Annotated in this window: 16 protein-coding genes and 1 pseudogene; 13 read left to right on the forward strand and 4 right to left on the reverse strand. The window is 69.1% G+C overall.

Features of this window, described 5'->3' with window-relative positions; translation table 11 throughout:
- Window positions 1–4 precede the first annotated feature (4 nt).
- The gene (locus ACLLJJ_RS30730; RefSeq protein WP_434597379.1) at window positions 5–1,444 is read left to right on the forward strand and encodes a sensor histidine kinase; all 1,440 of its coding nucleotides are present in this window, start codon (window positions 5–7) and stop codon (window positions 1,442–1,444) included.
- 7 nt (window positions 1,445–1,451) lie between these two features.
- Here ACLLJJ_RS30730 and ACLLJJ_RS30735 read toward each other — a convergent pair whose 3' ends face one another.
- Window positions 1,452–2,447: a TAXI family TRAP transporter solute-binding subunit gene (locus ACLLJJ_RS30735; RefSeq protein ID WP_434597380.1), complete on the reverse strand. Its 996-nt coding sequence runs from the start codon at window positions 2,445–2,447 to the stop codon at window positions 1,452–1,454.
- A 70-nt stretch (window positions 2,448–2,517) separates the two neighbouring features.
- On the opposite strand from ACLLJJ_RS30735, the gene miaB reads away from it, so the two are divergent.
- From miaB to ACLLJJ_RS30750, 3 genes are all read left to right on the forward strand, one after another.
- Window positions 2,518–4,008: a tRNA (N6-isopentenyl adenosine(37)-C2)-methylthiotransferase MiaB gene (gene miaB / locus ACLLJJ_RS30740; protein WP_434597382.1), complete on the forward strand. Its 1,491-nt coding sequence runs from the start codon at window positions 2,518–2,520 to the stop codon at window positions 4,006–4,008.
- Between the two features lie 56 nt (window positions 4,009–4,064).
- Window positions 4,065–4,361: a hypothetical protein gene (locus tag ACLLJJ_RS30745; RefSeq protein ID WP_434597384.1), complete on the forward strand. Its 297-nt coding sequence runs from the start codon at window positions 4,065–4,067 to the stop codon at window positions 4,359–4,361.
- Window positions 4,362–4,423: 62 nt separating this feature from the next.
- Window positions 4,424–5,140: a class III extradiol dioxygenase subunit B-like domain-containing protein gene (locus tag ACLLJJ_RS30750; RefSeq protein ID WP_434597386.1), complete on the forward strand. Its 717-nt coding sequence runs from the start codon at window positions 4,424–4,426 to the stop codon at window positions 5,138–5,140.
- A gap of 140 nt (window positions 5,141–5,280) precedes the next feature.
- Here ACLLJJ_RS30750 and ACLLJJ_RS30755 read toward each other — a convergent pair whose 3' ends face one another.
- Together ACLLJJ_RS30755 and ACLLJJ_RS30760 are read right to left on the reverse strand one after the other, a co-directional pair.
- Window positions 5,281–5,541, reverse strand: coding sequence for an antitoxin (locus ACLLJJ_RS30755; RefSeq protein ID WP_347120204.1), 261 nt, complete (start codon window positions 5,539–5,541; stop codon window positions 5,281–5,283).
- Window positions 5,542–5,565: 24 nt separating this feature from the next.
- Window positions 5,566–5,823, reverse strand: a complete 258-nt coding sequence (locus ACLLJJ_RS30760; RefSeq protein ID WP_434597389.1) for a hypothetical protein — start codon at window positions 5,821–5,823, stop codon at window positions 5,566–5,568.
- Between the two features lie 182 nt (window positions 5,824–6,005).
- Here ACLLJJ_RS30760 and miaA point away from each other — a divergent pair, with 182 nt between their 5' ends.
- The 9 genes and pseudogenes from miaA to ACLLJJ_RS30805 all read left to right on the forward strand — a co-directional run.
- The gene (miaA, locus tag ACLLJJ_RS30765; RefSeq protein WP_434597391.1) at window positions 6,006–6,944 is read left to right on the forward strand and encodes a tRNA (adenosine(37)-N6)-dimethylallyltransferase MiaA; all 939 of its coding nucleotides are present in this window, start codon (window positions 6,006–6,008) and stop codon (window positions 6,942–6,944) included.
- Between the two features lie 336 nt (window positions 6,945–7,280).
- Window positions 7,281–7,442, forward strand: coding sequence for a hypothetical protein (locus ACLLJJ_RS30770; RefSeq protein WP_434600701.1), 162 nt, complete (start codon window positions 7,281–7,283; stop codon window positions 7,440–7,442).
- Between the two features lie 176 nt (window positions 7,443–7,618).
- Window positions 7,619–8,686: a tyrosine-type recombinase/integrase gene (locus ACLLJJ_RS30775; protein WP_434597394.1), complete on the forward strand. Its 1,068-nt coding sequence runs from the start codon at window positions 7,619–7,621 to the stop codon at window positions 8,684–8,686.
- Window positions 8,683–9,021 carry a helix-turn-helix domain-containing protein gene (locus tag ACLLJJ_RS30780; RefSeq protein WP_434595796.1) on the forward strand — a complete coding sequence of 113 codons (339 nt, stop codon included), beginning with the start codon at window positions 8,683–8,685 and terminating at the stop codon, window positions 9,019–9,021. Before ACLLJJ_RS30775 ends, ACLLJJ_RS30780 begins: the two co-directional genes overlap by 4 nt.
- A gap of 368 nt (window positions 9,022–9,389) precedes the next feature.
- Window positions 9,390–10,652 (forward strand): hypothetical protein, encoded by a 1,263-nt coding sequence (locus ACLLJJ_RS30785; protein ID WP_434597396.1) that lies wholly within the window; start codon window positions 9,390–9,392, stop codon window positions 10,650–10,652.
- A gap of 278 nt (window positions 10,653–10,930) precedes the next feature.
- Entirely contained in the window at window positions 10,931–12,109 is a 1,179-nt protein-coding gene (locus ACLLJJ_RS30790) for a tyrosine-type recombinase/integrase (RefSeq protein ID WP_434597399.1), read from the forward strand.
- A complete protein-coding gene (locus tag ACLLJJ_RS30795; protein WP_185300725.1) occupies window positions 12,106–14,730 on the forward strand; it encodes a tyrosine-type recombinase/integrase in 2,625 nt (874 codons plus the stop codon). Before ACLLJJ_RS30790 ends, ACLLJJ_RS30795 begins: the two co-directional genes overlap by 4 nt.
- Window positions 14,727–15,314, forward strand: a complete 588-nt coding sequence (locus ACLLJJ_RS30800) for a DUF6262 family protein (RefSeq protein ID WP_185300726.1) — start codon at window positions 14,727–14,729, stop codon at window positions 15,312–15,314. The genes ACLLJJ_RS30795 and ACLLJJ_RS30800 overlap by 4 nt, the downstream gene beginning before the upstream one ends.
- 168 nt (window positions 15,315–15,482) lie before the next feature.
- Window positions 15,483–16,145 (forward strand): annotated as a pseudogene (locus tag ACLLJJ_RS30805) (DUF5655 domain-containing protein); the annotation flags it as partial.
- A 163-nt stretch (window positions 16,146–16,308) separates the two neighbouring features.
- Here ACLLJJ_RS30805 and ACLLJJ_RS30810 read toward each other — a convergent pair.
- A complete protein-coding gene (locus ACLLJJ_RS30810; protein WP_434597403.1) occupies window positions 16,309–17,679 on the reverse strand; it encodes a DUF317 domain-containing protein in 1,371 nt (456 codons plus the stop codon).
- Window positions 17,680–17,719: the final 40 nt, after the last annotated feature.

A 17,719-nucleotide genomic window follows, 5' to 3' on the forward strand; every position in this document is an offset into this window, starting at 1 on the left:
CCACGTGCGTACCCGCCTTCTCCCGCTGCTCATCGTGCTCCTCGCGGGCATCCTCCTCGCGCTGGGCTTCCCGCTCGCGGTGAGCGTGGCCGCGGCGCAGCAGCAGCGGGTGGTCGTCGACCGGATCGACGACACGGCGCGGTTCGCGGCGCTCGCCCAGTTCGTCACCGAACGCAAGAAGACCGAACGCGACACGAGCGGCGAGGACGAACGGCGCAGGACCCTGGAGACCGAACTCGCCAGCTACAGCGGGGTGTACGGGATCAAGGCGGGGGTCTTCTACCGGGAGGGCGAGGCCATGGCCAGCGCCCCCGCGGACTGGGCCGTCCCCAGGACCGGTGAGGGCCGCGACGCCTTCCAAGAGGCGCTGTACAAGCGCCGCAGCCACGATCCGCAGCAGGTCTGGCCCTGGCAGAACGGGCGGCTGGTCGTCGCCTCGCCGGTGGTGCGGGACGGTGACGTGGTCGCCGTGGTGGTCACCGATTCGCCGACCGGACAGATGCGTTCGCAGATCCTCCAGGGCTGGCTGCTGATCGCGGCGGGCGAGTGCGCGGCGATGCTCGTCGCGCTCGGCGCCGCCGTGCGGCTCACCGGCTGGGTGCTCCGGCCCGTACGCGTCCTGGACGCCGCCGCCCACGACATCGCCACCGGGCTGATGAACTCCCGGGTGGCGGCGGGTGGTGGCCCGCCGGAACTCAGGCGGCTGGCCCGCTCGTTCAACGAGATGGCCGACAACGTCGAGGACGTGCTGGAGCAGCAGCGCGCCTTCGTGGCCGACGCCTCCCACCAGCTGCGCAATCCGCTGGCCGCCCTCCTCCTGCGCATCGAGCTGCTCGCCCTGGAGCTCCCCGAGGACAACGAGGAGATCGCCTCCGTCCGTACGGAGGGCAAGCGTTTCGCCCAGGTGCTCGACGACCTGCTGGGACTGGCGCTCGCCGAGCACGCCTCCGCCGACCTGCGACTGATCGACCTCGGCGCGCTGGCCGCCGAGCGGGTCGCCGCCTGGCGGCCCCTCTCGGACGACAAGGGGGTGCGCCTCCTCCAGCACGGCTCCACCGCCGTCACCGCCTGGGGCGACTCCGTCGCGCTCTCCAGCGTCCTGGACGCGCTGCTCGACAACGCCCTGAAGTTCACGCCCGAGGGCGAGGCGGTCGAGGTCACCGTCGCGTCGAACGGCGAGCACTGCACGGTCGACGTCGCCGACGACGGCCCCGGCCTGACCGAGGACGAGCTGTCCCGCATCGGAGACCGTTTCTGGCGCAGCAACCGCCATCAGAACGTCAGGGGCTCCGGCCTTGGCCTGTCCATCTCGCGGGCCCTGCTGACGGCCTGCGGCGGCAGGCTCACATACGCCCAGAACGCGCCCCACGGTCTGCGGGTGACCGTCACCGTCCCGCGCACGTCCCCCAAGCCGGCCATGCCGTCGGAAGGGCCCGCGCAGTGACCGGTCGCTACGGCTTGACGGACCGGTAGTAGCGCTGCGCCCCTTCATGCAGCGGCAGCGGGTCCGTATAGATCGCGGAACGCAGGTCCACCAGCTGCGCCGCGTGCACCTGATTGCCGATCCGGTCGCGACTCCCTATCACCGTGCGGGTCAGGCCCTCGGTCAGTGACGCGTCCATCAGCTCCGTGGTCACCAGCAGGTTGGCGACCGCCACGGTCGGCACGGCCTCCCCGTCCTGGGCACTGCGATACGCGTCGGCGGGCATCACGGCCGACCGGTAGTGGCGGGCGCCGCCGCCGGCCGCGTGCAGCTTGTCGACCAGCTCGCCCAGCGGGACGAGCCGGATCTCGAACCGTTTCGACAGGTCCCTGACCGCACTGGTGGGCAGGCCGCCCGACCAGAAGAAGGCGTCGATGTCACCGTCCTCCAACAGCCCCGGCATGGTGTCGATGCCGGCGGACACCGGGGTGATGTCCAGGTGGGGATTGAGCCCGGCGGCCGTCAGCAGCTGGTTCGACACCAGGCGCACGCCCGAACCGTCCTGCCCGACGCCGACCCGCTTGTCGCGCAGATCGGCGGCGGTGCGCACCTTGGAGCCCCTGGGCACGACGAGCTGCACATAGTCGTCGTACAGCCGCGCACAGCTGCGCAGCAGCTCCGCGCCCGGCATCCCGTCCTGTAGATACTTCGCGACGGCGTCGGCGGTGGCGATGGTGAAGTCGGCCTCACCGCCGGCCACCCGCGCCAGGTTCTGCTGTGAGCCCTCGCTGGTCCGCAGCCGCATGTCCACGTCCGGCAGATCGTGCGCCAGGGCCGTGTCCAGGAGCTCGCCGTAGCGCTGGTAGACCCCGGTCGGTACGCCCGTACTGAAGGTGATCCGCCCGCGCGGCTCGGACTCCCCGATCGGCAGGAGCCACCACATCAGCAGCCCGAACACCACAAGCGCGGCGGCGGAGCCCTGAAGGGTGCGGCGGCGGCTGATACGGGGGAGGGCTTGGAGCATGCGCGCGATCCTGCCAGTTCAGTGCCCGTGAGGACCAGGGGGTACGGGGCCCCGTACGCTGGGGAGCGAGATGAGCGAGAAGACATATGAGGTGCGCACTTACGGGTGCCAGATGAACGTCCACGACTCCGAGCGGCTTTCCGGCCTGCTGGAGGGCGCGGGCTATGTCCGCACGCCCGAGGGCACGGCGGAGTTCGACGCCGATGTCGTCGTCTTCAACACCTGCGCGGTCCGGGAGAACGCCGACAACAAGCTGTACGGCAACCTCGGCAGGCTCGCGCCGATGAAGACGAAGCGGCCCGGCATGCAGATCGCCGTCGGCGGTTGTCTGGCGCAGAAGGACCGCGACACCATCGTCAAGAAGGCCCCCTGGGTCGACGTCGTCTTCGGTACGCACAACATCGGCAAGTTGCCGGTGCTGCTGGAGCGCGCCCGTATCCAGGAAGAGGCGCAGGTCGAGATCGCGGAGTCGCTGGAGGCGTTCCCCTCCACGCTGCCGACGCGGCGCGAGAGCGCATACGCCGCCTGGGTCTCCATTTCCGTCGGGTGCAACAACACCTGCACCTTCTGCATCGTCCCCGCGCTGCGTGGCAAGGAGAAGGACCGCAGGACCGGCGACATCCTCGCCGAGATCGAGGCACTGGTCGCCGAGGGCGTCTCCGAGATCACCCTGCTCGGACAGAACGTGAACGCGTACGGCTCCGACATCGGCGACCGCGAGGCGTTCAGCAAGCTGCTGCGCGCCTGTGGGCGCATCGAGGGGCTTGAGCGGGTCCGCTTCACCTCACCGCACCCCCGCGACTTCACGGACGACGTGATCGCGGCGATGGCCGAGACGCCGAACGTGATGCCGCAGCTGCACATGCCGTTGCAGTCGGGCTCGGACACGGTCCTCAAGGCGATGCGCCGCTCGTACCGGCAGGACCGCTTCCTGGGGATCATCGACAAGGTGCGCGCGGCCATGCCGCACGCCGCCATCTCCACCGACATCATCGTGGGCTTCCCCGGCGAGACCGAGGCGGACTTCGAGCAGACCATGCACGTGGCGCGCGAGGCACGCTTCGCGCAGGCCTACACCTTCCAGTACTCCAAGCGCCCCGGAACCCCGGCCGCCACCATGGAGGGCCAGGTCCCGAAGGAGGTCGTCCAGGAGCGCTACATGAGGCTGGTCGCCCTCCAGGAAGAGATCTCCTGGGCGGAGAACAAGAAGCAGGTCGGCCGGACCCTGGAGGTCATGGTCGCCGAGGGCGAGGGCCGCAAGGACGGTGCCACGCACCGCCTCTCCGGCCGCGCCCCCGACAACCGCCTGGTGCACTTCACCAAGCCCGACGCCGAGGTCCGCCCCGGCGACGTCGCCACCGTCGAGATCACCTACGCGGCGCCGCACCACCTGCTGGCCGAGGGCGAGACCAAGGGCGTACGGCGCACCCGCGCCGGCGACGCCTGGGAGAAGCGCAACACGGTCGGCGCCGCCAAGCCGGCCGGCGTGATGCTCGGACTGCCGTCCGTCGGAGCGCCCGAGCCGCTGCCGGCCGTCACGGGCGGCTGCGGCAGCAACTGACCCCGCTGCGGGTCGGAGCGGGGCACGACGGAGCAGCACACACCACGGGGAGTGTCATGGTGCGCTGGGGACTGCTGCTGGACAACCCCGCGTGGCACGGCGAGTACAAACCGATGGAACTGCTCGCCACCGTGGACGGCACCCGGGAGAGCGCCGAGGCGCAGCTGCGGGAGCTGGTGCGGCTGTACCGCCCGAGCGATCCGACGAAGCCGAAGCGCACCCGGATCTACCGGACGGTGGACGGCTGGGCACTGATCTGCGACGGGCCCCTCGGCCAGTCCTTCGCGTACCGCTTCATGGTGTGCGAGCTGGAGTGGGACTCGGAGCCGGCCGACGGGCCCGGCACGGTCTGACAGCAGCGCGGCGGCAGTCGGTGGTCGCCGCCGGTTCGACCGGCTGGATTAGGCTGCCGGACATGCTTGTCGCCGCCGCCGTATGCCCCTGTCCGCCGCTTCTCGTGCCCGAGGTCGCCGCGGGCGCCGCCCCGGAACTCGACGCCGCACGGGCCGCCTGTGCCGACGCGCTGGGGGTACTGGCGGCCTCGCGCCCCGACCTGCTCGTCGTGGTCGGCCCCGCCGCTCAGGACGGCGCTGGAAGTCACCCGCAGGGTGCGGTCGGCGGCTTCGGCGGCTTCGGCGTGGACCTGGAGGTGCGGCTCGGCCCGGCGGGCGGCGACGGCGCCCGGGAGCGCGCGCTCCCGCCGTCCCTCGCGGTGGCCGCCTGGCTGCTCGACCGCACGGACTGGGCGGCCGCGCCGGTCCGCGGGCTCGGCGTCGAGGAGCGGCTGGCCGGAGAGCGGTGCGCGCGGGCGGGCCGGGAGCTCGCCGAGGCGGCCGAGCGGGTGGCCCTGCTGGTGATGGGCGACGGCAGTGCCTGCCGGACGCTCAAGGCCCCCGGCTACCTGGACGGGCGGGCCGTGGACTTCGACGCGGCGGCGGCCCGTGCGCTGGGCGCGGCCGACACGACCGCTCTGCTCGCGCTGGACGAGCAGGCGGCGTACGAACTCAAGGTGGCGGGCCGGGCGCCCTGGCAGGTGCTCGCGGGCGCCGCTCAGGGAGCGGGGCTGGGCGGCACGCTGCTGTACGAGGAGGCTCCGTACGGCGTGGGGTATTTCGTCGCCGCCTGGTCGTAACGAGGGGTGGCGAGGGCGGACACACGGGGACGGCCGTGGAGCGAGTCCGCTCCACGGCCGTCCACCGTTGATCTGCCGAACCGACCCGCCGGGCCGCTGTCTGCGGCCCGGACCGTCGTTCCGTCAGCCCTGTCAGCCCGTCAGGAAGAGGTCGGAGGCTTCGTGCCTCCGGCCGGCGGCGGGGTGCCGTCGTCCTTGTGGGCGATCCGGTCCAGGGCGTCCTTGGCCTTGCCCGTGCCCGACTGGATCTGGCTGCTGTACTTGCCCTTGGTCTTGCTGTCGACCGCCTTGGCGGCCTTGCTCAGGCCCTGCTCGATCTTGCCCTCGTGCTGTTGCGCGAGGCCGGAGACCTTGTCCTTCGCAGGAGCAAGCTTGGCCTTCAACGAATCCAGGAAGCCCATGGATCACCTTTGCTCTTCGGGGGACTACTTACGAGCGCTCTCGCCGGCCCCATTGTCCGCCGCTTCCTCCACCGACTGCTGCTTGGGGATCTCCACGCTCTCGGCGGCGGTGGCCGGCTCGGCGGGCTCGGAAGCCTCGGCGGTCTTTTCGGCCGCGACTTCCTTGCTCTCCGTTTCGGTCTCCTCCGCGGGGTCGGCCGTCAGAGTGGCGGCCTGCCCCTCCTCGGCTGCGCCTTCGGCGGCATCCTTGGACTTGCGGCGAAACCGTGCAAAAACGCCCATGTCTACTCCATACGTTACTCGTGTGGGCGAAATTCCGCGCCGCCCGGAGCGTCTCATTGCGTCGCCCGGGGGCACCGGTCCGTAAACCGGCGGTCGGAACCTCGCAACAGGCAACGACCCCGCCCGTGCGCCGTCACGTAGCTCGTTCGAGGAGGTGCCCACGGGTTTGCGAGACTGGGGCAGTGAGTACTGCAGCTACTGCCCCGCGGGTCATCGCCGTTGTCGGCCCCACAGCGGCCGGAAAATCCGATCTGGGTGTCGCCCTGGCCCGGCGTTTCGACGGCGAGGTCGTCAACGCGGACTCCATGCAGCTCTATCGGGGGATGGACATCGGCACCGCCAAGCTGACGCCCGAAGAGCGTGCCGGAGTCCCGCACCAACTCCTCGACATCTGGGACGTCACCGAGGCGGCGAGTGTCGCCGAGTACCAGCGGCTCGCCCGGGTGCACATCGACCGGCTGCTCGCCGAGGGCCGCACGCCCGTCCTGGTCGGCGGCTCGGGCCTGTACGTACGCGGGGCGATCGACGCCCTGGACTTCCCCGGCACCGACCCCGCCGTACGGGCCCGCCTGGAGGAAGAGGTGACGCTGCGCGGCCCGGGTGCGCTGCACGCCCGCCTCGCCGCCGCCGACCCCGCCGCCGGGCGCGCGATCCTGCCCAGCAACGGCCGCCGCATCGTTCGCGCCCTCGAAGTGATCGAAATCACCGGGAAGCCCTACACGGCCAATCTCCCCGGCCACGAGTCGGTCTACGACACCGTCCAGATCGGCGTCGATGTCGCCCGCCCCGAGCTCGACGCACGCATCGCCGCACGAGTGGACCGCATGTGGGAGGCGGGGCTCGTGGAGGAGGTGCGCACGCTGGAGGCGCGCGGCCTGCGGGAGGGGCGCACGGCGGCACGCGCACTCGGGTACCAGCAGGTGCTCGCGGTGCTGGCGGGGGAGTGCACCGAGGAAGAGGCGCGCACCGAGACCGTGCGCGCCACCAAACGCTTCGCGCGCCGCCAGGACTCCTGGTTCCGCCGGGACCCCCGGGTGCACTGGCTGAGCGGCGCCGACGAGCACCGCGCGGAACTCCCGCACCGGGCGCTGACGTTGCTCGAACGAGCGGTCACAGCCTGATCACGTGACCAGCGTTGGCTAGCGTAGCAGGGAGTACCCTCTGAGCTGGATCGCAGCAGGTCAGAGTGGGTTTTTTGGGTTGCGAGGCTTCATCAGGCTTCGACACTCAGGGACAGCCTTTTCGGGTATTAATGCTGACCCATTGCTGACTTGGCTGACGGGTAGTCAGTTTCATGGCTTGGCTGTGGTCGCGGTGCCGGAGCGTGTTGTGGCTGCCGCACGGGCAAGCTGCTGCGATGCCCGGGGGTATCGCAACGAGTCAGCCCGTTGACTCCTTCGGAAATATTTGTGCCCTTGGGGGCGTTCTCCTGCGGCATTCATACCGAGGAGGGGAAGGTGTCGGGCCTGAAGCTGTTCAACACAAAGAGCGGCGTGACCGCGGTCACGCCGCGTCTTGCTGATGTCGAGGCGGATGTGCAGAGCCTCGTCGAGGCGCACATGGAGACGTTGCTGGGTGTCCGATTCCTGGCGAGCGAGTACAGCACCGGGCCGGTTTGACTCTCCTCCCGAGGGTTCCTCAAGCGCACCGAAGCGTGGTCTCGCCGCAGCGTGCGCCTGACCTGGAGGTCTATCCGTCCCACGCGAGAGGTTGTCCATCCCGATGGAATCTCACAATTCTTGAGATAATATCGTCCAGTCCGATCAGTTGGTCAAATGGCCGAGCTGGAGGTTTCGTGTCCCTGGCGATCGTGCGGGATCTGCGTCCGGAACTGCGCTTGACGACGCCGGAGGAGGTCGCGGCCTTCGAGCAGGATCTGTTGTCCGAGTTCGTGCTCGCCCGGGCTTCGGCCGGTGTCAGTGACGGGACGGTCGCCGGCGATGTCGGCGTGATCGTCGAAGTGCGCTCATGGTTCACGCGCCCGCTGTGGGAGATGGAACCTCGCGATCTGGACCGGTTCTTCGGTCGACATCAACAGGGCTTGGCTCATGGCACGAAGGTCCACAAGGCGCACTCTCTCAGCGTGTACTTCGAGTTCCTTGAACTACGGCACAAGCCCGCCATCCACAGGGCAACCGGCTATGTCGTCGAGTCGCCGTTGGATGAGATCAACCGGCCCCGTGGATCGACCCTGTCCCGGTTGCGGGTTCCGCCGCCGCTCGGGGAGGTCGAGCATCTGTTCTCGGCTTGGCGTGACGAGGTGCCGCAGGCGCGTAAACCGTTGTCGATCGTCCGGAGTTACACCGCGATGAGGCTGGCGAGTCTGATAGGTCCCCGGGTCTCGGAGCTGTGCCTGGCGAACGTCGACGACATCCACTGGGAGCTCGGCCAGTTCGGAAAGATTCTTCTGCGGGGCAAGGGGAGGCGCGGCAAGAAGAAGGAACGGCTCGTCCCGCTGATCAACGGGAGCCGTTCGCTGCTGGAGTGGTGGGTCGACGGCCCCCGCTGGCAGTACGACGATCGGGTGGATGAGCCAGAGGCGCCGTTGTTCCCCTCGGAGCGGCGGGCCGCGGACGGCTCGAGCCTGCGGGTGGATACCGACACGCTCCGCCTGCATCTGAAGAAGATGGTCGCCCAGCACCTTCCTTCGCAGGCAGGCAAGCTGACGCCGCACACGCTTCGGCACTTCGCTGCCTCGGAGCTCTACCGTCAGGGCATGGATGTGGTGGCGATCCAAGAGCTGCTTGGCCACAAGTGGATCAACACCACCATGATCTACGTACACGTCAACCAGACTCATGTCGAGGACGCGTGGGTCCGTGCGGGTGAGCGTGGACGGGCGCGATTCGGAGGAGCGTCATGAAGTGGAACCTGCGGATGACCGCGGCCAAGCGGGACATCTGGAAGTCCTCCGAACTCCAGCGCATGCTGGCCGACGCGGGCTTGGTGATCAGTGCTGGCAAGATGTCCAACCTGTGGGCCGGCCAGCCGGTGACGATCCGCCTGGACGATCTCGACGTGATCTGCGAGGTGCTGCAATGCGAGCCCAGCGATCTGCTTGTCCGTGAGCCCGAGGAGGCCCGCGCGAAACGACCGGAGCAGGATGAGAGCAGGGCGGCCATCCGTCCCGCTGTTGGTGAGAACCGTCGTCGGAGCGGCGGCGGCCCGGCCTCCCGCAACTTGATGCCGCCGTTGTGACGAAGGAAGCGAAGGCCAAGGGGCTTGGGACGCCTGAGAGTTGCGAGGTCTGCATGGCCTGGGGCCTGCACCCTAACCCGGGCGGCGCGAAGATCCTCTGCTATGCGTGCAGGGCATGGTGGTACAAGTACCCTGCCGACTCGTGCGGCACGTGTGGCGCGACCGTCCCCCTGCGTGACGGAGTCTGCCGGGCCTGCCGTCACCAGGCCGCAATCGTCGCCGGCCGTATCAAGGTCCCTTCAGCCGGCCACGGGGCCCGGTTGGACCTCACGGTCGCAGCCACAATCGGGCACCAGACGTTTCTCGCTGACCTGATCAAATGGAATCGGCGCCACCACCTCACCGCAAGAACAGCGGAGGTGCCTGACTTGCCGAGCGAGACGACGCACAGACACCCCCTGCTGCTGAAGCCGCCCGAGAGCATCCAGCTCACGCTCTTCGAGCCGGTCCGGGACTTCCGGCGCTATCGGAACCCGAACGGCTCGAAGGGGCGCTCCTGGACAGGATTCACCCCGGCAGATCCCGGATATGCGGACTTCCTCGTCGATCGGGCCAGGGACGTCGCGGTGGTACGGGGCTGGAACCGCTGCACCATCAAGCGCGTGAAGTGCGGATTAATGATCCTCTCGGCCCTGCACCAGCCTTTCGAAAGGATCAAAGCCACCACGGTGCACGCACTCTCCCGGGACATCGATGCTCCCGCAGTCCATCTCATCGACATACTCGACGATCTCGACATCCTGCTCGACGACGCACCCGACCCCCTCGAACAACTGGTCAGAGCTCACCTCGCAAGGCTTCCCGAGCAGATACGCGTCGAGGTGACCGCCTACTTCGACGTCCTCCGCAACGGAGCCCCTCGCCGTCGCCCCAGGTCGCCTCACACAGTTGACATCCACCTGCGGCTGATCGTCCCGTTCACTGCCGAGTACTGTGCCCCCCGATACTCGACATTGAGGCAGGTCACCCCCGAGGACATCACTGACTGGCTGGCCAAACGGAACAACGTCCAGCGCGAAATCGTCGCGCTCCGGGACATGTTCAAGACGCTCAAGTCACAGCGGCTGATCTTCGCCGACCCAGCCCGACGCATCAGGCCCGGCAACACCCTCGTCAACCCGCCCACACCGGTCGCGGGAGACCAACTCAAACAAGTGGCCAGAGCCGCGGCTGAGAGCCCGGCCCTCCTGGCCGTCGTCGCCCTTGCCGGCATCCACGCCCTCTTCCCGCACGAGATCAGAATGCTCCAAGACTCCGACATCGAGCTGAGCACCGGGCGCCTCCGGCGGGGCGAGGTCAGCCGGCCACTCGACGACTTCACCGCCGAAGCCATCCGCAAGTACCGGCGCTACCGTGACGCCCGCTGGCCGGACTCGGCAAACCCTCATCTCCTCCTCACCCAGCAGACAGCCAAGAAAAAGAGTCCAGTCAGCGACTTCTGGCTCAAGCGCCTGTTCAAGGGGCTGCCCGCCACGGTCGACAGCCTCCGCCAGGACCGGGTCCTCGAAGAAGCGATCGCCGCCGGACCCGATCCCCTCCGCATCTCCACGATGTTCAACCTCAGCGCCCAGGCAAGCCTGCGCTACACCCGTGCGGCCAGCCCGGCAGGCACCGAAACGACGACCGGGTAACCTGCGAACCCACGGCCAGAGAGCCTCCAAATCCCCCAGCAGCACCTACAGTTCAGATTTCGATACCTTCAGAAATCGTGAACTCGCGGGGATTCCACGGCGGTCGGATCGACTCGCTCGGTCTCGACGAGAACGGCTCACCGGTCATCGTGGAGTTTACCGACCGCAGGTAGTCCTGCCCGTGATGTCCGTCTGGGACTGTGACCAGCACGTCCCAGGCTTGTTTACCGACCATGTCCGGGACGTCTGTCATGTTCTGGAGTCGGTACGGAGGACGAGTGGCACGGCACGTGGTGGTCGGGGACTTGCGGGTCCAGCAGATCGAGCGGAAGGACGGGCGGCGGTCGTGGACGATCGTGTGGCCCGAGGGGACGGTGCACACGGAAGCGGACCGGTTCCTGCGTCTGCACGATGGTTCGGGAACGCAGAGGACGTACGCGTATCTGCTGGTGGACCACCTGCGGTGGCTGGAGCGGGAGTGCCTGACATTCGCCGCAGTACAACTGCGCGACGTGGAAAGGTACATGGGCATGGTCGGTGCCGAGGTCCGCATGCCGCTCGGCGAGCCGTGGCGGGTCGGCAAGCGCCCCTACGGCCGCTCCGCGTTGTCGATCGCGGCGGCCTGTCTGAAGGGCTTCTATCTGCATCAGTCCTCCCTCGGGATCAACGGCGAACTCGGCAAGAAGCTCGACAAGTCGCGGCTGCCGTCGCGGGTGGACCGGCGCCGGTCGTTCCTCGGGCACGTGAAGTCGTCGCGGCCCACCAACCCGCTGGCGCCGAAGGGGCCGCACCGCCGGCATCCGAAGATGCTCCCGGAGGGCGCCCGGGAGAGGCTGCTGGAGACGGTGAACGCCGCCCGGGACCGGCTGGTGGTCACCTGGCTCGCCGACGGCGGGCTTCGCATCGGAGAGCTCTGCGGACTTCACCTGGTCGACCTGCACTTGCGGGAAAATGCGGCTTGCGGCGAGTGCCACACCCCTCACCTGCACGTCTGCCACCGGCCCGGCAATCCGAACCGGGCTGAGGCCAAGACCAAGCACCCCTGGCGGGTCGAGCACGGCACCGTGACCGGCGGGCTGATCAAACGGGTCAGCCCCGCGATGGTGCACACCTACTTCGAGTACGTCACCACCGAGTACCCGCGCGGCGCCGGGCACGGCATGCTCCTGGTCCAGCTGCACGGCGCCGATACCGGACAGCCGTGGGCGCCGGTCGGAGCCAGGCGGATGCTCGGCCGGGCCGGGAATCGAGCCGGACTCGGGGTCGTGAAACCCCATGCCTTCCGGCACTCGTTCACGTCCGCGGTTCTTGACGCCGCCGAGGGCAACACGTTGATTGCCCGGGACGCCGGCGGTTGGGCCTCGGCCACGATGGTGGATGAGGTCTACGGCCACGTCGATGTCCATGACCCGGTCTTCGATGCCGCCCTGCGCACGGTCTGGGGTGAGACGAAGTGACGGCGCTGTCGCAGCTGCCGCTCCAGGATGCCCGCATGGGTCGGGACCGGCTGGAGGTGCTCACCGCGCTGGTCAACGGGCCCGAGTTCGACCCGGTGCTGCGCGGCGGGGTGCTGAAGATCCCGCCGACGCACCCGGTCTATCCGTGGAGCTGCACGGTCGTCGACTGTGAGAGGCCCCGCTGGAGGCGCTACGCGATGTGCTCGGTACACGCTGGGCAGTGGCAGGAGGCGGAGGCGCGCGGGATGAGCCGGGCTCAGTTCCTGCGGAGTGCGGAGCCGCTGCCGGCCACGGAGATGCCGGAGGCGATGATGTGCCGGATCTGCCCGCAGCGTCCGGCGTTCAGCCTGCAGCTGGTGCTGTGCTTCCGGCACCGCAACCGGTGGCTGAGCTACCGGAAGCGGCTCCCCGGCAGGGGCGAGGCGGAGTTCGAGCGGTGGCTGGCCGACCAGCCGGCGCTGCCGGGCTACGGTGAGTGTCGTGCGGACGTGTGCGACGAACTGGCCGCCTCGCCCCTGGGGTTGTGCGGCGCGCACGAGCGCGGCTACAACCGGGCCGGGCGGCCGGGAGGGGCGAAGCCGCCGAAAAACTTCTTCGCCACCTACGAGCGCCGTGATCGCCCTGTCCCGGTGACCTGCGAGGACGATATCGCCTTCCGTGCCTGGTGCCGCGCGCAGCTGCCGGTGCACCGCACCGGATCGGTCAACCTGCGCGGGCTGCGGCCCCTGCTGAGGGCCGAGCTTCAGTGGGGCATGCACGTTCACGGCATGCAGCCCGTCGCTGTGTGGCATCTGACGTGGATGCAGTCGCTCGCGGACGAGTGCCAGCGCCGCGACGTGGCGTCCCTGGCCGGCCTGGATGCCTCGGTCTTCCGCCGCGCCTACCACCAGCGCATGGTCCAGGAGGTGCAACAGGCCCTGCGGAAGATCTACTTCACCCCCTCCGACACTCGGGATGCCGGCTACATCGAGACCGAGCACTTCGGGGTGCGCTTCCCGCACCGCTCCAGCTACGTCGACCTGACCTGCGTCACCCAGCGGTGGCTGCGCGACCTCTTGTGGGACCACATCGTCGACGTGCTGCGCTCGCCCAGCTGCCCGCGCACTGCCCAGCCGGTGGACTTCGTGCGCCGCGCCGGCGCCGAACTGTCTGCGTTTTTGGAGGCCGAGGCGCTCGGCGGCGGCCACGACCCCACCGTGCTGCGCGGCGAGCATGTCCACCGCTTCGTTGCGGACCTGCGCAACCGCGAACGCCTCGGCCTCACCTTCCGCGGCCAGGCCCGCCTGGACGGCAAAAGGTCGAAAGTCACCGAGACCTCGCGGCGGATGGTGTTCAACTATGGCCGGTCCCTTCTGCGCGGCGCGCTGGACAGCGGCAGCGCCGAGCAGATCGGCCTGGACCGCACCTTCATAGCCGCCATGCCGGTCGGAGGCCGGGGCACGGCCCGCAGCCGCAACCCCTTCCCCGACGAGGTCGCCCGGGCGCTTGTGGACGAGACCAACCTGCAGCAGCTCGCCGACGGCTGCGACCCGCACGACCGGGGTCTGCGGGATGCGTGGGAGACCATCATCGTTACAGGACGGCGCGCCAGAGAGGTCCTCGAGCTCCGCCTGGACTGCGTCGGCCGCTACGGCGGGCTGCCCCTGCTCTGGCACGACCAGACCAAGGTCGGCAACCTGAACGCGGCCGTCCGCATCCCCGATCATCTCCTGGACCGGCTCGAAGAACGCCGCCGCAAGACCCTGACGCATTATGCCGACCGGCACGCCGGTCGTCCGCCCACTGCTGCCGAACGCGCCCACCTGGCCCTGTTCCCCACCGACATCCTCAATCCCGACGGCCGCCGCGCTCTGTCCTACACCTGGTTCCACACCGGCTTCCGCAGCTGGCTCGCCGAGCTTGACCTCGGCGGTCACTACGTCGCCCACCAGGCCCGGCACACCCTGGCCACACGGCTGCTGCGGCACGGCGCGACCCTGACACACATCCGCCGCTACCTCGGCCAGGTCTCCGACCGCATGGCCGAGCACTACGTCCACCTGACCAGCAGCGACCTGGACAACGTCCTCCAGCACGTGTGGGTCGCCGGACCCGGCGCCGCCCACCCCGGTGAACCCCTCACCAGCGACACCACCCCGCTCACCCGAGAACAGGCCCAGGCCCTGGCCATCGACCTCTCTCGCCGCAGCACCCCCGCCGAGGGCGGATTCTGCACCTTCCAGCCCGTCGTGAACGGCGGCGCCTGCCCCTTCAACCTCGACTGCCACAACTGCGACAAGTTCGTCCTGTCCGGCGCCGACCTCCTCTACTGGCGTCGCAAACGGGAACAGTGGCGGCTGCTGGCTGAGGGCGCCCCCGACGACGCCACCGCCGACTACCTCCACCGCTACTTCGAGCCCACCGCCCGCGCCATCGACGGCCTGGAGAAGGCCCTGGCCGGCCTCGGACTCCTCGACGACGCCCTCGCCCTGGACCTGCGCAAACCCCAGGACTACTTCCACCGCGTGTGGTCCACGGCCTTTCGCGCCGCCGACCTTGCCGACGCGGCCAACGGCGAGCCGGACGAGTACAGCGATACGTGCACAGCCGACGGCGACGACCTCGAACAGGAAGCTGCATGAACACCGTCACTGTTCCCGAACCCCGCACCGCGGCGGCCCTGGCCGCCCGCCGCCGCAAGACCGAAGCCGCCCTTCAGCGCGTCCACCAGGCCATCGCCCGGCTCCGACGCGAGAAAGCCCAGGTCAGCGTCGCCGCCCTCGCCCGCCGCGCGGACGTCTCGCGCACCTTCCTCTACGACAACGTCGAGGCCAGATCCGCGGTCGCCGCAGCGATGACGCAGGCCGACGAACACCAATCCCGCGCGCTTGCTGGACAGGACGACGAGCGCGAGGCGACCTGGCGCGAACGCGCCCTGAACGCCGAGGACGCCCTCAGGGCCGCCCACACCGAGATCTTCACCCAACGCACCCGGATTGGCGAACTCCTCGGCCAGATAGACGACTTGCAAGCTGAGTGGACCGAGGGTGCCATCCAGCGGATTGCCACCGAGAACACCACCCTCAAACAGCGCGTCCGCCAGCTCACCACCGACAACCGCACCCTCGACGAACGACTCAAGGCCGCCCGTTCGAACCTACGCTTCCAGGACCGGCGCGTCGCCGACCTTGAAGCTCGCATCGCCGAACCGGTACTGAAGTCCTGATCCCTCCCGCCCAACCACTTCACGGCCCGTCCACCGTCCCGGTGGACGGGCCGTCCCATGCGACCACCCAGGCGGGCTACAGCAACGGCCCCAACTCCCCGTCGCGGACATGTAGTCTATGAGTCGTCGCAGTTCAGAGCCGGTTCACGAGCTCCTGCGGTCGGTAAAGTCGAATACAAGCGTGGCGTCGATGCCGGCGTCATCAACCAGGGCTTGTTCTACCTCTCGTGGCTGGTGGACCACCGCCGCGAGTTCGAGCACCTGGTCCGCGACCGGCTCGGGGTGACGGCTGCGGCCCAGGTGCTCTGGAGCGGACCGCGGTTGATCTGTATCGCCGGCGACTTCACGCGCTACGACGTGCACGCGGTCCGTGAGCACCGGCGCAGCATCGACCTGGTGCGCTACCGCCTTTTCGGCAGCGAGCTGCTGGGCCTTGAGACCGTGGCGTCAGTCAGCGTCCGGACACCGACAGCCCGCCGGGCGCAACGGCAGACGCTCGTCGGTGGTCGGAGTGAGCCGATGGACGAGCTGGTACGGGCGGTTGACGAGGCACTGCTGGGCCTGGGGAACGGCGTGAACCGCATCCAGCGCAAGCAATACCGGGCGTATCAGCGTCTGCGGAACTTCGCCTGCGTCTGCCCGCCACAGCGGAGCAAACTCCTCGTCTACCTCAAGGCCGACCCAAAAGCGGTCGATCTCATTCCCGGGTTCACCCGGAACGTGACGGGACTCGGCCACCACGGCACGGGCGACCTGGAGGTGCAGCTGCGCACCCCGCGGGACGTGGAGCGTGCCGAGGATCTGTTCCGGGCGAGCTACGCAGCAGCCTGAAGGGTTGCCGGGCATCTGGCTAAAGCGGTTTGGTACTCGGTGCGGGTGGTGCCTTTCGACGCACGGGCAGATCGTGGCGGTGGACTACCAATGATGCGCGGGATCGCCGGTTTGGCTAACCGGCGATCTGGCGCTATGTTGCCCCGCTTCGACGGCCCAGCGCTCAGCGTGTACGGCTGACTGCAGGGCCGGCCTTGGGTGCTGGGATTGTCGGCGGTGAGGCGGCGAGGTTGGCTCTGCGTTCGTGGCCGATGGCCTGCGCCTGGTGGGTGCCGGTTCCGTGGGCGAGGTTCTCGGAGAGGTTGGCCAGCAGTGAGCTGGGGGTGTGCGGAGATGCGTGGAGGGTCCAGGTGGGGCGGTCGGGGTTCGGGCCGGCCCAGACAGTCCAGGTGGCGAGGGCCTGTTCCGGATGATGTTGGGCGGCGAAGGCGTCGAACTGGACTCCGGCGTCCCCGGCGGGGGTTGTCCAGCGGATCCATCGCCCGTCTACGGTGTGGTTCCACCCGGCGTCGGTAAGGGGCTGCGTGGCGGTGGTGACGGTCTTCTCGTCCACCGGCGTGCCGACGGCGGTGTCCCACTCGCCGTCGGCGAGGTCATCCAGCAGTTCCTGCAGCACGGGGGCGGGGGTGGCGCCGGTGGCGGTGAGGGCCCACATGCGGTCGGAGACCGGTGTCTCGTAGGCCGCTACGGTCCAGGCGGTGTCGTCGGCGGGCGATTCGTGGATGAGCTCGATGCGCAGGGTCTGGTCTTCGTGGATGGCGTGGGTGGTCTCGTCGGACCAGGTCCTCCACTTCGACCAGTCGCTGTGAGCGTCGAGGAAGGTGTCCAGAAGGGCATCGTGATCGCTGACGTCGCCGGCATACACCGGGACGGTCTCTGGTCCTGGGCTCGGCGGCTCGGGCTCGACAGCCGGTGCGCCGAGCTGGGTTTGGGCTTTAGCGGCAGCGCGTTCGGTGTCGGTCATGCGTGCCGGGCCGGGACGCATGGTGTCACCGTGCATCTTCTCGAAGGCGACAAGGGCTTGGGCGGGCGAGTCGAAGGTGTCGGCGATCTGCCGCAGGTGATTCTCGCCGTGAAGGTAGACGCTCTTCCCGCCGCTGAGGTACGTGCCGACCGCGACGGTGGTGTGGCCGTCCTGGGCGTGGGCGTGGATGAGGAGATGGCCGTGGCGGGTGTCGTCGTGAATCTTCTGGGCCTCGGCTGAGACTTCACGGATCTCGCTGCGGGTGCACCAGGGCATCGGATAGTTGGCCCAGGTCCACTCCTCGTCGATCGCCTCCCGCAGCCCGGGGGTGATCTCGGTGGTGATCCCCGCGACGTTCAGGGCGCTGGCGGCCTGCTGTGCCCAGTAGGGCTCCTCGCTGTCGATGCGGGCCAGGACGAGGATGTTCTCGCCGACTGGGGTCCAGCCGTCGGCCTCCAGCGCCAGGTGGGCGATGTGGGCCTGGGCGCCGGTCAGGGAGGCGGTCACGGCACTGGAGTGGGTGGGGTGGCTGTCGAGGCGGACGTGCGCGTCGAGGGCGGGTGTCGTCACGAAGGGGGCTCTCTTCTGCCGGTCGCCGGACCACTGGGGG

Origin of the sequence: Streptomyces sp. A5-4 (genome assembly GCF_051131715.1) — a bacterium.
In the GTDB taxonomy this organism is placed as follows: domain Bacteria; phylum Actinomycetota; class Actinomycetes; order Streptomycetales; family Streptomycetaceae; genus Streptomyces.

Coding starts and splice junctions, on each gene's coding strand:
- ACLLJJ_RS30735 (WP_434597380.1), bottom strand. CDS start 2,447: ATGCTCCAAGCCCTCCCCCGTATCAGCCGCCGCCGCACCCTTCAGGGC.
- miaB (WP_434597382.1), top strand. CDS start 2,518: ATGAGCGAGAAGACATATGAGGTGCGCACTTACGGGTGCCAGATGAAC.
- ACLLJJ_RS30745 (WP_434597384.1), top strand. CDS start 4,065: ATGGTGCGCTGGGGACTGCTGCTGGACAACCCCGCGTGGCACGGCGAG.
- ACLLJJ_RS30750 (WP_434597386.1), top strand. CDS start 4,424: ATGCTTGTCGCCGCCGCCGTATGCCCCTGTCCGCCGCTTCTCGTGCCC.
- ACLLJJ_RS30755 (WP_347120204.1), bottom strand. CDS start 5,541: ATGGGCTTCCTGGATTCGTTGAAGGCCAAGCTTGCTCCTGCGAAGGAC.
- ACLLJJ_RS30760 (WP_434597389.1), bottom strand. CDS start 5,823: ATGGGCGTTTTTGCACGGTTTCGCCGCAAGTCCAAGGATGCCGCCGAA.
- ACLLJJ_RS30780 (WP_434595796.1), top strand. CDS start 8,683: ATGAAGTGGAACCTGCGGATGACCGCGGCCAAGCGGGACATCTGGAAG.
- ACLLJJ_RS30800 (WP_185300726.1), top strand. CDS start 14,727: ATGAACACCGTCACTGTTCCCGAACCCCGCACCGCGGCGGCCCTGGCC.